This is a genomic window from Arthrobacter sp. MDT2-3 (genome assembly GCF_059090465.1).
Genome location: NZ_JBNHFS010000006.1, coordinates 96,623 through 109,640, shown reverse-complemented (window position 1 = coordinate 109,640; position 13,018 = coordinate 96,623). Strand labels below are relative to the sequence as shown.

Annotated in this window: 11 protein-coding genes and 1 pseudogene; 7 read left to right on the top strand and 5 right to left on the bottom strand. The window is 62.1% G+C overall.

The window, feature by feature from the left end; translation table 11 throughout:
* Window positions 1-4: 4 nt before the first annotated feature.
* The 3 genes from AC5RUQ_RS17240 to AC5RUQ_RS17230 are packed head-to-tail and all read left to right on the top strand — an operon-like array spanning window position 5 to window position 2,624.
* A complete protein-coding gene (locus tag AC5RUQ_RS17240) occupies window positions 5-958 on the top strand; it encodes a Gfo/Idh/MocA family oxidoreductase (protein ID WP_493948546.1) in 954 nt (317 codons plus the stop codon).
* Window positions 955-1,929 (top strand): aldo/keto reductase, encoded by a 975-nt coding sequence (locus AC5RUQ_RS17235; RefSeq protein ID WP_493948545.1) that lies wholly within the window; start codon window positions 955-957, stop codon window positions 1,927-1,929. The genes AC5RUQ_RS17240 and AC5RUQ_RS17235 overlap by 4 nt, the downstream gene beginning before the upstream one ends.
* The gene (locus AC5RUQ_RS17230) at window positions 1,926-2,624 is read left to right on the top strand and encodes a substrate-binding domain-containing protein (RefSeq protein ID WP_493948544.1); all 699 of its coding nucleotides are present in this window, start codon (window positions 1,926-1,928) and stop codon (window positions 2,622-2,624) included. Before AC5RUQ_RS17235 ends, AC5RUQ_RS17230 begins: the two co-directional genes overlap by 4 nt.
* 659 nt (window positions 2,625-3,283) lie before the next feature.
* Here the strand turns inward: AC5RUQ_RS17230 and AC5RUQ_RS17225 are convergent.
* The 3 genes from AC5RUQ_RS17225 to AC5RUQ_RS17215 all read right to left on the bottom strand — a co-directional run bounded on the left by AC5RUQ_RS17225 (window position 3,284) and on the right by AC5RUQ_RS17215 (window position 6,483).
* Window positions 3,284-3,904, bottom strand: a complete 621-nt coding sequence (locus AC5RUQ_RS17225; RefSeq protein WP_493948543.1) for an NADPH-dependent F420 reductase — start codon at window positions 3,902-3,904, stop codon at window positions 3,284-3,286.
* A 21-nt stretch (window positions 3,905-3,925) separates the two neighbouring features.
* On the bottom strand, window positions 3,926-5,131 hold the full coding sequence (locus AC5RUQ_RS17220; protein ID WP_493948542.1) for an FAD-dependent monooxygenase: 1,206 nt from the start codon (window positions 5,129-5,131) through the stop codon (window positions 3,926-3,928).
* A gap of 80 nt (window positions 5,132-5,211) precedes the next feature.
* Window positions 5,212-6,483 carry an MFS transporter gene (locus AC5RUQ_RS17215; RefSeq protein ID WP_493948541.1) on the bottom strand — a complete coding sequence of 424 codons (1,272 nt, stop codon included), beginning with the start codon at window positions 6,481-6,483 and terminating at the stop codon, window positions 5,212-5,214.
* A gap of 492 nt (window positions 6,484-6,975) precedes the next feature.
* Between AC5RUQ_RS17215 and AC5RUQ_RS17210 the strand changes: the two are divergent.
* From AC5RUQ_RS17210 to AC5RUQ_RS17200, 3 genes and pseudogenes are all read left to right on the top strand, one after another.
* Window positions 6,976-7,208: pseudogene (locus tag AC5RUQ_RS17210) on the top strand (helix-turn-helix domain-containing protein); the annotation flags it as partial.
* A gap of 363 nt (window positions 7,209-7,571) precedes the next feature.
* Window positions 7,572-8,240, top strand: coding sequence for a TetR/AcrR family transcriptional regulator (locus AC5RUQ_RS17205; protein WP_493948540.1), 669 nt, complete (start codon window positions 7,572-7,574; stop codon window positions 8,238-8,240).
* A gap of 264 nt (window positions 8,241-8,504) precedes the next feature.
* On the top strand, window positions 8,505-8,828 hold the full coding sequence (locus tag AC5RUQ_RS17200; RefSeq protein ID WP_493948539.1) for a hypothetical protein: 324 nt from the start codon (window positions 8,505-8,507) through the stop codon (window positions 8,826-8,828).
* A gap of 780 nt (window positions 8,829-9,608) precedes the next feature.
* Here AC5RUQ_RS17200 and AC5RUQ_RS17195 read toward each other — a convergent pair.
* Together AC5RUQ_RS17195 and AC5RUQ_RS17190 are read right to left on the bottom strand one after the other, a co-directional pair.
* Window positions 9,609-9,872 carry a hypothetical protein gene (locus AC5RUQ_RS17195; RefSeq protein ID WP_493948538.1) on the bottom strand — a complete coding sequence of 88 codons (264 nt, stop codon included), beginning with the start codon at window positions 9,870-9,872 and terminating at the stop codon, window positions 9,609-9,611.
* 138 nt (window positions 9,873-10,010) lie between these two features.
* Complete coding sequence (locus AC5RUQ_RS17190) at window positions 10,011-10,451, bottom strand: nuclear transport factor 2 family protein (protein WP_493948537.1); 441 nt, start codon at window positions 10,449-10,451, stop codon at window positions 10,011-10,013.
* Between the two features lie 1,530 nt (window positions 10,452-11,981).
* On the opposite strand from AC5RUQ_RS17190, the gene AC5RUQ_RS17185 reads away from it, so the two are divergent.
* The gene (locus AC5RUQ_RS17185) at window positions 11,982-12,899 is read left to right on the top strand and encodes a LysR family transcriptional regulator (RefSeq protein ID WP_493948536.1); all 918 of its coding nucleotides are present in this window, start codon (window positions 11,982-11,984) and stop codon (window positions 12,897-12,899) included.
* Window positions 12,900-13,018: the final 119 nt, after the last annotated feature.

The window sequence follows — 13,018 nt, the reverse complement described above, 5'->3', positions numbered from 1 at the left end:
CCCCATGACTGACAAGATCCGTGTAGCCGTCGTCGGCGCCGCAGGCGCCTTCGGCATGAAACATCTCGACGGCCTGATCAACATCCCCGATGCTGAGGTGACCGTCGTCAGCGGCACGCGGCTCGAACCGACCCAGGCGGTCGCCGAGAAATACGGCGTCGCGAACGCCGTCGTCGGCCTAGACGCTGTGCTCGAGCGCGACGACGTCGACGCGGTGATCCTTGCTACGCCCACCGGGCTCCACGCGTCTCAAACCCAAGCGGTGCTCGCCGCCGGCAAGCATGTGCAGGTCGAGATTCCCTTGGCTGACTCGCTCGTGGACGCCGAGGCAGCGCTCGAGGCGGCCGAATCATCCAAGCGTGTGGCAATGGTTGGCCACACCCGCCGCTTCAATCCCTCGCATCAGTTGGTACATAGCCGGATCGCGTCGGGCGAGTTCCACGTGCAGCAAATGGACGTTCAGACCTACTTCTTCCGCCGAACCAACACGAATGCGAAGGGCCAAACCCGGTCCTGGACCGACCACCTGCTGTGGCATCATGCCGCGCACACCGTCGACTTGTTCGCCTACCAGGCAGGCAAGATCGTGCAGGCGAACGCAATCCAAGGCCCGATCCACCCCGAACTCGGCATCGCGATGGACATGTCGATCCAGCTCAAGAGCGAGTCGGGCGCGATTTGCACGCTCTCACTATCGTTCAACAACAACGGGCCGTTCGGCACGTTCTTCCGCTACATCGGGGATACCGAGACCTACATCGCGCGCTACGACGATCTCTACAACGGCCGTGAGGAGCCGATCGACGTGTCGCATGTCGCAGTCAGCATGAACGGTATCGAGCTGCAGGATCGTGAGTTCCTCTCCGCTATCCGCGAGGGACGCGAACCGAACTCTTCGCTTCGCCAGGTCATCGACTGCTACCGAGTGCTCGGCTCGCTTGAGAAGCAGCTGGCGTGAAGCTGCCACCCACCGGTCTGGGCTGTATGTCGCTGAGCCACGCGTACGGCATCCCCCCGTCGCGTGACGAAGGGCTGGCGGTTCTGCGGGCAGCTCTCGATGAAGGCATCGGGATGCTTGACACGGCAACACTGTATGGCGGCGGACGCAACGAAGAGCTTGTAGGTACTGCGGTCGCGGGGCGCCGTGACGAGGTCTTCCTGGCGAGCAAGTGCGGGATGGCATCCGTCAACGGGGAGAAAGTTATCGATGGACGCCCCGATACGCTGCGCGCACAGGTCGATGCTTCGCTGAGCCGCCTTGGCGTCGACTACATCGACCTGTACTACCTTCACCGGTGGGACAAAAAGGTGCCTATCGGCGACAGCGTCGGAGCGCTTGCCGAGATGGTGGCCGCGGGCAAGATCGGCGCAATCGGCCTGTCCGAGGTATCTGTCGCACGACTGCGCGAGGCGCAGGCAATCGCCCCTATCGCGGCCGTGCAGAACGAGTACTCCCTCTGGAGCCGCAATGCCGAGCTTGGTATGCTCGACGCCACTCGCGAGGACGGCGTGACTCTGGTTGCGTTTTCGCCGCTAGCAAGGGGTTTCCTCGCCGATGCGGTCAAGGACCCCAGTGAGCTGGCCCCAAACGACATCCGCCGCAGCATGCCGCGCTTCCAGCCCGAGCACTGGGGTGCGAATGCGGCGCTGCTGGCGTTTTGGCGTGAGCTGGCGGCGGAGGCCGGTTGCACTCCAGCTCAGCTCGCCCTGGCCTGGGTGCTCTCCCGCGGTGATCACGTTGTGCCGATCCCGGGAACAACCAGCGTCGGGCACCTGCGTGAGAACATGGCGGTGTCCGACATCATGGTCGACGGCGCGCTGCTGACGCAGGCCGGCGAGGTGATTGGCACTGCTACCGTCTCTGGCGCGCGATATGGGCCGGCAGCCGCTGCCGAAGTGGACGCCGAGAGCCTCGAGGATGCTGCATGAGGGCGATCTCGTCGATGGCCACCCGCCACGTTCTCGCCGACCTCGCTGATGCTGCTGCCAAGGTGGGGCTACCGCCTTTAAAGCTCGAATCCGTCGGCGGAGTGGACGCCGCCCAGCGGGTGACCGCCGGCGAGCCGTTCGACCTTGTGTTCCTCGCAGTGGACGCTCTCCAACGTCTCGCTGCCGAACGGCACGTCGATCCCGCATCTATCGCCCCGATCGTGCTGTCGGAGGTCGCTGTAGGTGTGTCCGAACGCGCCACCGATCCAGCTTTATATCCCGTAGGAACGGCCTTTGCGAACGCCGATGAGTTTCGCAGCGCCCTGCGCGCTGCATCCCGCATCGGATATTCCACTGGACCGAGCGGCACCGAACTCTTGCGAATGATCGACGACTGGGGCATGACGGATGAGGTGGGCGACCGGCTTGTGAAGGCCCGTCCAGGCGTGCCCGTGGCGCGCCTGCTCGCAGAGGGCGAGGTCGATCTCGGCCTGCAGCAGCTCAGCGAGCTGATCGGGCAGCCCGCCGTGCGCATCCTTGGTGTCCTCCCGGCCGACTGTGCGATCAGCACGGTCTTCGCGGGGGCAGTCGCGACATCTTCCAACAGCGCGGCTCATGCTGCGGAGGTGTTGGCCCTCTTCAGCTCCGACGTCGTGGCATCCATCAAGTCGTCGCATAGTTTTCGCGCGCCCTGAGGCCCTCCAATTAGGGTTAGCCGGACTCAACTAGCCGTAGGGATGACGACCACCGTGAGTGAGAGAACCCTACTTCCCTAGGCTTCCCCGGGCCTAACCCTTTCGGCGTCACCGCCAATCAGGGCAAGGAACTACGACCACCCGCTGTCAGATACTGCGTGGTGGCACCCGAACGGCGAAGCAAAAAATATCTATCGAAATCCTGGAAGAGCACGACTATGACCTGCAGTACCTGTGCCTTCAGCCCACATTGAAGCTGGTCGATAAGCAGAGGGACGGCATCTTCGGCGCGGCCGAGAAGATGATCTAGTGCTTACACGAGCGGGAACACACTGCGCCGGGTGGTCACGGCCCGTGGGGCATCCCTGACCACGGATCCCCGCTGCTCATTTCAACCCCCACGGCTTTGCCGCCTGACAGTATGTCCCGCTGAAGGTTGATGGCACCTACGCCCGCCGGTCCAGCGCCACGGAGATTGCAAACTCGTGACGATAGCATCTGCACCCCCTCGGGAGAGGGCGGTCTGCCACTGCCTCTTCGGTCAAAGACAGTGGCAGACCCATCACGGCGACAAGCGCTTTGCGGAGCTTGGCGAGAGAGACTCTGATCTCAGCCGCTCAACTGCCGCTTTCGCCCCCTCCAAGTTACCGCCGCAATGTTCACGACTGTAGTGCGAACCCGGACTCCCAGCTGGTCTTTGCGAGTGCTGCCAACGTGATTTGCAGGAAGCCCAGTGACTCAAGTTCCCGCGCACGCGAAAGGGGTCCAGCATCAACGGCTCGGAGTCCTGCTGCCTCGACGAGGGCGATGACTGCGATTTTCGCATCTGCATCGTCCCCGGCAAGCACAACCGTCGTGTGCGTTGCACCATTGGTTCCGCTGGCCAGTGTTTCTGCGAAGTTGATGTTGAACGCCTTGACGACTGCCGCATTCGGGATCTCCTTAGCTATTTCCGCTGCAGCCGAAGAATCTGGCGGGACGACCAACTCATCGAAAGTAGTGAAGTCAATTGGGTTGCTGATATCGACAAGAACCTTTCCGCTGAGTCGATCCCGGTAATGCGTAAGTACGTCCGGGATTGCTTCGTATGGAACCGCGAGAACCACGAGCTCACCTGTGAGCTCATCGCCGATCACTCCGTACTCTGCGTCGACACGCTCGGCCGTAGAGCTGGCACCAGCTTTGCGTTTGATTATTTGGATATTCGCTTCAGCTCTTGCAGACATATCGGCGATTGCCGAACCCATCTTGCCGGTGCCGATTATGGTAATCGATGTCATGTGGAGAAAGCCCTTCTTGTATCAGCGTGATCGGATTAGAGACTTATCAGCAACAGCTACCGCGTCGTAGTCAAAGACGAAACTTCTACGAAAATCACGCCCAGCGCGTATCTCGGCGTCGCGCCTCTTGATGTCCTCGAACTCGGCCTGCGAGTCGAGCTGTGAGCCAGTCCTGCGCGAGCCGGCCTGCAAGAGAGCTGTTCGCTGCATGCGAGCCGTCGTATAGCGTTTTAAAGCATTGACGATGCCGTCAGGGCCGTCAGCCTCCCGGAGGAAGATGGCAAGGCTCAGGCTGTCTTCAATTGCCTGGTTTACCCCCTGGCCGACGTGAGGCAGCATTGTATGTGCTGCGTCGCCGAGTAATGTGATTCGACCTCGTGACCAATTGGCGAGAGGCTCACGGTCGTAAAGCCCCCACCAGAAGGTCTTCTCGATAAGTTTGATGAACTCACGGAGATTCGGGTCCCACTCCTCTCCCCCAAACTCGGCGGCCAGTTCGCTCACATCCCCGGCGGATGACCATGATTCCTTGAGGGGCCTGTCACTTGGGACGAACCCGACATAGTTGAACAACTTACGCTGGCGCAGTGGATAGCACATGAAATGCTTTCCACCGCCCATCCAGACCTGGCTTTTCATCGGCCAGCATTCGGGAAGGGCACTCGCGTCAAGCACCCCGCGATATGCGATGGATCCGGAATAGACGGGATTCGAGGGTTGCATCATTGAATCCCGCACCACCGAGTGGACGCCGTCCGCACCCACCACGGCATCAAACTCAGCATTCACACCGTTTTCGAATTCAAGCTGGACACTTGAATCCAACGCATTAATGGATGTCAATCTGTGTCCTACACGAACCGTGCCACTGGGTATTGCTCGGTTCAGAATGTCGACGAAGTCGGCCCTATGTACGCCAAAAGTTTGGTACCGCCCGGCGGAGTCCGACCAAGGTATTTCGGCTACCGGTCTGCCATCTGCATTCATGTAGATTCCGGGTCCCTCCGGGGCCCCCCCGGCCAGCTTGACCTCATCAAGCAATCCCAACCGGTCGAGTGCGCGTTGGCCATTCGGGGCAATTCCCACGCCTGCGCCCACTTCGGCCAGCTTCCCCGCTTGCTCGAACACTGTGACCTGCACCCCGGCAATCCTCGTAAGTGCGATCGCGGCAGTAAGCCCTCCCAGTCCCGCGCCTATGACCGCGACTCTAGTTGTGTGATTTACCATTGTTGGTTCTCCTCGAATACGTTGCGTAATTAAGTTTGACTACTACAAATAGGGCGTGACGAGATGGTGGTGCGCCGGGCTCATACACTTCCGCCACCTTTAGGGGTCAGATCTACGGCAACGGGCAGATCTTCGGTGGCCTTTAGCTGCTGGGGCACAATCCAGGCGGCCACTGCCCCGAGGACACCGACGATTGCGAAGACATAGAAGCCCCACGGGTAAGCGATTCCCGCCGTCAACAAGACTCCTCCTATGAGAGGCCCACAGATTGCGCCAAGACGGCCAGTCCCCGCTGCCCATCCGACCCCCGTAGCGCGGAGGTGTTTGGGGTAGACCATTTGTGTGTAGGCATAGGTCAATGTCTGTGAGCTGAATACGAAGAACCCGGCAAGGAAGAGAGCGGCGTAGAGAATTGGCTGTGGCAGCGGAAGCGCGAATACTGCCAGGAAGACCGCAGCTCCAGTGAACCAACCGATGGTTGCACGGCGAACTCCTCTGCGGTCGGCCAACCACCCGCCGAAGACCTGTCCGAGCATGGCCCCGAGATTGAGGATCAACAGAAAGCCCAGCGAGTTGCCTACCGAGTACCCTGCAGCACGCATGATCTCGGGGAGCCAGGTATTGAGACCATAGATCAGCAACAGTCCCATGAATGAGGCGACCCAGAACGCTATCGTCGCCCGCAACAAGCCGCCCCGGAACAGGCCACTGATGGTCTTGCGGTCGGCACGGCCGCTTCCAGCGGCTGCCATCGCGATGTCCTCCCCCTGCGCGTCAGGCCCTGGAAGGTAGCGGATCATCAAAGGGACGAGCAGCAGAGCTGGCAGCGCGCCGGCGACGAACATGGACTGCCACCCAAGCTGGGGGACCAGGAACATTCCCAGCAGCGCACAAAGCACCGCACCTATGTTGTAGCCAGTCATGAGCGTGGTGGTAGCGCTACTGCTCTTGCCCTGGCCAGCTCTGTGCGCGGCGACAATGGCGACCGCGATAGGTAGGCATCCACCGAGCCCCAAACCGGCGATGAACCTCAGGACCGTGAACACGATGGCAGAGTCTGATGTCGCAGACAGCAGGGTGAACACAGAGAAGCAAACCACGCTAACTATCAGTGCCTTGGCCGGGCCGATTCTTTCGGCGACGCTGCCGATGGCAATGGCTCCAACCGCCATCCCGACTAGACCGATCATGGCTATGACCGATGCTGTTGCGGGCGTGAGCCCCCATACGTTGCCCTTCAAGAGGATCGGAAACACGACGGCCAGCGCAACTAGGTCAAATCCGTCGAGGACGACTGAAGACCAGCACAGCAGCTGTACCCCGAGGCCGGGGCTTTTTCTTGAGAATTGCACGGCGCCTCCTTAGTGCGTCAATGTCAGCGAGCTTATGTACGGTGCGTCACTCCCGCGATGGGCTGACATCGATGGACTCATGGAAGATGTCGATGACCTCAAGACCAGAAGGCGCAATTCAGGGGAAGGAGGTCTCGGACGGTGCCTTCGAGGACCTTCCAAAAGGAGCGTTCCTGGGACATCTCATCAGCTTGCCGCTGGGCGGCGGCCGCCGGGCCACGGCCTACTCGGCGTCCCGGCCAGGATCTTCCTCGCCGCCGATTCGAGCTACGTCCGCCCGAAGAGCTCTCTGGCATTCGCGTGGCCGTCGGCTGTTACACTGGGAGCTGCTACTCTGCCATCAGGGCCTCGAGTAATTCCTCGAGCCCCAGAGAACATAAAGGTGTGGTTAGTTCAGTCGGTCGTTGCAACACCCCATAGTGATGTGAGGCGTCGTGCGTGTTGTCGAAGAAGAAGGAACGACCCGATCAGGAGGCGCGGTTCTGGGTGTTGATGGCCCAGCGATCGACGCTGCCAGCGGCCTGTGATGCTGTAGGCGTGAATCGACGAACTGGACACCGTTGGCGGCAGGCAGCCGGCGGTCGTATCCCGTTATCCCGCGCGCTAAACCAGAACCTTCGGGCCGGTGTTTGAGTTTGGAGGAACGACTACGAATAGCGGACCTGCACCTGGCCGGGTGCGGTTTTCGACAGATCGCCCGAGAGATAGGGCGGTGTCCTTCGACCCACGTTAAGTGCCGCGTCCTCGTCGCGGACGAGTCGAACTTCGGCCTCCCTACGACGCGGCTCCTTGTCCGAGCGACCGAGCCGGAACCGTCTTCCTCGGAGAGGTTGCATCATCCTGTCAACGTAGGGACGGCGTCGCGTCCGGTCATCGGTAGTTTCACTGGCGAATGGCCTTTTCCAGACACTGTAAGTGACGGTGCAAGTAGTTCCGCGGAGGTCGTTCGTCCCAACCTGCTTTATGCTGCTCACCCAGGCCGACAGTAGCGTCAGCGAACGTTCCTAGCGCTTCATACGAACGAGCTCAATTGGAGGCGGACGATCGTTTTGGTTGCCTTGAGCCAAAATCTTGCTTAGGCTCCTTACATGGACGTCATGTCTTCCAACCTCACCACCGGTGCTGCCAGCGCGGTTATCGCCGGTAAACCGCTTCCGACCACCCCGAAGGGACGAGCCACGAGATCCCGGATCGTCGACGTGGCCGCGGACTTGATGTTCGAGCACGGCGCACAGGTGACCACTCTCGACGACGTGAAGCGAGCAGCTCGGGTGTCGACGTCGCAGTTGTCTCACTATTTCGGCGACAAGCAGTCACTCATCCGATCGGTGATCGAACGCCAGACCTCATCGGTGCTGGATGCGCAGCAACCCTGGCTCGACCACCTCGACAGCTTTGAAGCTCTGAGGGCATGGTGTGACGCGAACGTCGCGCTTCTGGTGGGGAACGACTGCGAGGGCGGCTGCGCCGTGGGCTCCCTCGCGTCAGAGCTCTCCGACGTCGCCGAAGACTTCCGGGTTGATCTCGTCTCGAGCTTGGAGCGGTGGCGAACGCCGATCCGGGACGGCCTTCAGCGGATGCGCGACCGGGGTGAGTTGCGCGCGGAGGCTGATCCGGAAGCGCTTGCCACGTCTTTCCTCGCGGCGCTGCAGGGTGGCACCCTCCTAGCGCAGGTGCGCCGAGACCCCGAGCCACTCCGAACCGCAACTAACACGATGCTCGACTATGTCCAGACACTGCGCGTCGACGCGCAGTGATGGATCTAGAACGGCGTGTCGGCCCGGTGATCACGGCCTGCATGCCTAGTGCAGTTGGATGCGGGTCTTGCGACCCTGCCGTCGACACCCTCGTGTTGGTTGCCTCGTCGGCGGTCGGGCGATGGGCGGATCGGTTTGGACCCCGTGCCTTCATCGTCGGTGGCTCACTTCTGGCAGGTGTCGGCGGGATGGCGATGATGCTGACGGATGCGCAGCCTGGCTACTGGACGGGAGTGTTCCCGGCAGTGTCCTCCTCGGGCTCGGATGGGCGCTGCTCGTCGCTCCCTTGACGACGACCGTTCTGCGCTCCTGCCGTCCGAGCAGGCGGGCATCGGCTCGGCTGTGAACAACGCCATCGCCCGTGTCTCGTATCTTGCGATGGTCGCTCTGGTGGGCGTCGTCCTCGGCGGTGAGATGGACGTCGGCGGGTTCCACCGCACCATGCTCGTCATGGCTGCGCTGGTCGCAGCCGGCAGCGCGATCAGCTGGGTGGGTCTCCGGCCGGTGACTCCGACATCGGTGAACCGAGCGAAGGAATCAGCCCACACCGGTGACGGGCCAGGTACTTCCACCGAAGCTTCTGCTTGAGGGGGTGTTCGAGGGTGCCGTATGTCTTCATAACAGCACGACCATGCGACCGAATCGGAGCTAGTCGAGGTGACTCGCGCTGCCCCGAAGCATTCGCACAGCGAGCTCCCGACCCCCTCTGGTCCGACCTCGTCGAACGAGTGGCCCGCGCTCGAGCCGCGGGGCGCACATGCTTCGCCGCCGTGGGTGTGGTCGTCCCGGTGAACCAGGGACGACAGCGTCGTCAGGGAGGCAGCCGCGACCCCGAGGGCGTCGTGAAGCCGCTGCAGGCAGTGGGAGCGCAGCGAACCGCGGAGGCCCGAGGCGCCTCCGTCGGCCGCGACCCGTGGATCCCGGACACGCCCGAAGACGCCGCCGCGGCTGGCGTCACGGACCCCGAGCGTGACTATCCCCTGCAGGATCCGCCGAGTCCGCTCGATCGCATCCGCGTCAACTTGCAGGCCCCGTGCCCGGAACGCCAGCTCGATGAACGCTACTTCTCCCTCGACGTCGTTACACTCTCACTGCCCGCCATGCATCTACTGCGCCTCGGCCCGACGGCAATGTTCAGCGTCCCGAGCTCCGCGACGACCACCAGCTCGCGTCGACCCGGCCAACACCCCAAACTGGTGTGCTGGCAAGCAGATGTTTAGAGGTTGTGCTGGATCTGGATGCAGCATTCAGGCGGGGCATTCGCATTCGGGTTGCGTTGTCCCCGCCTGAGCTCCGCCTCACGCAACAAGCGAGGGCCGACCCAGTGTTTGGGGCCGGCCCTCGCCGTGTCAGTTACTGCTCAGTCGGTCAGGCGTTGTCGTCCTCACCGCGGAGCTGCTTGCGGAGTCGGCTCACCAGGACGGTGCCGCCGAGTGCCATCAGGATCAGCGCGAGCGCTGCTCCGGGGACGACCAGGTCGGTACCCGTGAAGGCGAGGTCCCCGCCACGCGGGTTCGAGACAACCGGCTTCGAGCCAACGGCAACCGGTACCGGGCTACCCGAGGGTGCCGGAGTCGGGTCGCCCGACGGGGCCGGAGTCGGCGTTGGGTCACCCGGGGTGACCGGAGTCACCTCTCGGGAACCGTGACCGTCGAGGGAACCGAGGTCAGCGGGCCACCGTCGGGGGTGGTGCCGGTCACGGTCGCCGTGTTGGTGAGGTTCCCCCCCGACCCCTGCGTCTCGATCTGCAGAGGTTAAAACGGGATTCCCTTACAGAGGACCCTGCCCCTCGTCTTCCCGCGCGACGGCTAAGGCCGGAACGAGGCGCATCGGCTGAAAGCCCGCTTTGTTGGCGAAAATCTCCTGAACGAGCACTGCCGATGGGAGCGGCCGCCAAGCGACCTCGATGCGATCGATCAAACCATCGTCGTTCAGGTGGAGATGCTCATTCCCCTCGACGGTGATTCCGTTGCTCGTGAAGGTGAAAAATACGGCCACGTCCTGATCCGATGCGAACTTCAGTTTGACTCCAAGCGAGTCGATTACGTCGATGAAACCGGAAAGGATTTCCACGGCCGCTGCCTTCCCTTCGGTGGGCTCCGCGAAGATCGGGCCCAGGAGGACGATGTCGTCGGCCAGGTGCGGGGCAATCCCCGACTTGTCCTTGCTGCTGAGGGCGTTCCAATAGGTATCCACATGCGTCATGTTCATTGCATTCACTCCTTGGTAGAAAACTGAAACTGCTGCCGAGACCGCTCCGGCGACGGTTGTTGTGCATCCCGAGCTCTCGTAGCCCGCCCCTTCGGAGCCGCCGGAAGCGGTCTAACGTCGGTAACCGCGGCGGCAGCACTGGTGTCGAGGTTTGGAAGAGGCGACATCCACACGGGAAGACTAGGCGACGTTTTGGCTCAAGTCAACCAAAACTCTCGTGACCGGCACTGCTCCTGCGCTGGAGTGATCCAAGCGGTGGTGGAAGAACGACCGGTAGGGGATCCGCTACCGAGCCACCGATGCTGCAAAAACCTGATCCTCAATATCAGTAGAACGCCAACTTGGACTACGGGCTCCCCTGCATGCCGCGGGACGTGGCATAGGTTGGGCGGATAATGCGAACCTGATGACAGCGGTAGTTGCCGAAGTGGAAGCCACGAGAGCAGGGGCGACCGATGGTGCACAGCGGGCTTAGTTGGATCGAGTAACTGACCACCTCGCGGATCATGGTGGCGCGTCTCTAGCGAAAGCTGGCCGTCCCATCCACCTCACTGCTAGCTGCTTTGTCTTCGACCGGACCCTTGAAGAGACGCTTCTGACGTTTCACCGCAAGGGTCAGTTCTGGGTGCAGCTTGGGGGGCACCTCGAGGAGGACGACCTGTCACTCCGTGAAGCGCCATGCGCGAATTTCGCGAAGAATCAGGCATTTCAGCTGCTGCGTGGTTCTCGGAGCTTCCCCTCGGCACGAATATTCATGATGTTTCCTCAGCGTTCGGCACATGCAGAACGCATGTCGATCTAGCATTTGAGGCCGTGGTGCCACGCGGAGCAACGACCGCAATTAGCGCAGAGTGCGACGATCTAGGTTGGCACCCTGTACTTCATCTTCCCTCCAGCTCAGTGGCCGGTCTGGCAGCCCATACCGCACGTATTCGTGACCTGATCCCCACTTCGATCGGAAACTAATCACGCGGGCCTAGATCCACTCCGTCTCACTGCAACGGTGTCCGTACAGGGATCGGTCCTTCTCGGGACAACCTGAGGCCGGGTCCGGATCCTGAATCCCGCTCAGCGGTCTGCCGTTAATGTCCTCGGGGCCCAGTACTATTTCATGGAGCAGTTCGGATTCTGCAAGCACGTAGACCACCTCCGTCCGGCGCGCCCATGTTCCTCCGACCGCCGACATGGAGGATGTCGCGAAGTACTTCCGCGCTCTTGGGAAGACCCAACGCGGCATCGACGTCCTCCACGGAGCACTATAAGAAGCGCTGGCTGAAGCAGATACCCGAGGAGCTGGCCGTCGTGGCTGACATCTGTCGCTTCGGTCCGATGAGCGGATTGTCCTGCAGTAGTACTCCGGGGAAATGTATGGGCCAGCCGGTGGATGAGGGGCTGGGATCTGCTCGACCTGGAGATCGGCGGCGCCCACCAGCTACGAGAACGACTTCCTGCTCTGATGCCGCTATAGGGCGACGGTCGGGCGTCGGCCCACAGCATCCGCCTGTCGAGCACATGTTCTAAGGTTGCCCAATGGGATCCCTCAACGTTCTGGCGCTTGACCTCTTCCGGCTGCGGGTCTTCGTCACCGTTGTCGAGCGCAACGGCTACTCGGCCGCCGCCCGTCACCTCCACCTAGGGCAGCCCACCGTTTCGCACCACGTGGCGGAACTGCAGAAGGCCCTGGGCTCTGAGCTCCTCCGATACGAACAGCGGGCGATACACCTTACCCCCGCAGGCCGGGAAGTCTATCGTTCAGCGTTGCTGATGCTTCGCGAGCAGGAGTCACTCCAGGAGTCGCTGAACGACCTGAAGCACGGCCGGCGTGGCAGGGTCCGCCTCGGAGCCAGCATCGCCTTCGAACAGAGGTACTTCCTGGACCAGGTGATCGCCCCGTTCTGTCGGGCCCACCCGGGCACACTGCTCTCCCTGCGGTTCGGCCACAGCGCCCGGCAAGCGCAAACTGTTCTGAGCAGGGAGGCGGACCTTGCCTACGTGGTCAAGTGGCAGTTGCCGCCCGACGCGTCCTTTGAGCCGCTGCACAAGGCACCCATGAGGTTCCTGGTCCCGCGCTCCCATCCCTTGGCCCTGCAGGAGTCCGTCGACGTCGAGGAGATCGCAAAGGCCGGCTTGATCACCGGCTCCTACACCAGCCTCGAATCGATATACCACCGGCAGATCCTCCGGGAGAGCGGAATCACCGGGGAACATTCCGTGATCGAGGTGGACGGCATGCAGGCCCGCGTCCTGGCGGCTGAGGCCGGCCTGGGAGTTGTCACCACCTTCATTCCCCACTACGCCCGCGGCACCATCATGGCCCCGCTCGTCGAGCTCTCGGTCAACGGCCCGACGGCCCAAGCCCAGATCGGCCTGGTTCGCCGGCCCGGGGACGACGGGCTGGAAAGCGTTAACGCACTAGCCAACTGGCTGCGCCGCTTGACTTCCGCCTGAGGTCCACCGGCCTGGCTGTCCCACCCTGCTTGCAGCTGGGGGTGATCCGCGACGTTACGCACATTTCGCAGACCCAGGAGTATGGATACGTTACAACCATTGACTGTAACTAAAAACAC

Bases quoted from the DNA above. Each gene is read 5' to 3' on its own strand.
- AC5RUQ_RS17185 (WP_493948536.1), top strand. From the start codon at position 11,982: ATGGGATCCCTCAACGTTCTGGCGCTTGACCTCTTCCGGCTGCGGGTC.
- AC5RUQ_RS17220 (WP_493948542.1), bottom strand. From the start codon at position 5,131: ATGGTAAATCACACAACTAGAGTCGCGGTCATAGGCGCGGGACTGGGA.
- AC5RUQ_RS17200 (WP_493948539.1), top strand. From the start codon at position 8,505: ATGGGCGCTGCTCGTCGCTCCCTTGACGACGACCGTTCTGCGCTCCTG.
- AC5RUQ_RS17230 (WP_493948544.1), top strand. From the start codon at position 1,926: ATGAGGGCGATCTCGTCGATGGCCACCCGCCACGTTCTCGCCGACCTC.
- AC5RUQ_RS17190 (WP_493948537.1), bottom strand. From the start codon at position 10,451: ATGAACATGACGCATGTGGATACCTATTGGAACGCCCTCAGCAGCAAG.
- AC5RUQ_RS17240 (WP_493948546.1), top strand. From the start codon at position 5: ATGACTGACAAGATCCGTGTAGCCGTCGTCGGCGCCGCAGGCGCCTTC.
- AC5RUQ_RS17205 (WP_493948540.1), top strand. From the start codon at position 7,572: ATGGACGTCATGTCTTCCAACCTCACCACCGGTGCTGCCAGCGCGGTT.
- AC5RUQ_RS17225 (WP_493948543.1), bottom strand. From the start codon at position 3,904: ATGACATCGATTACCATAATCGGCACCGGCAAGATGGGTTCGGCAATC.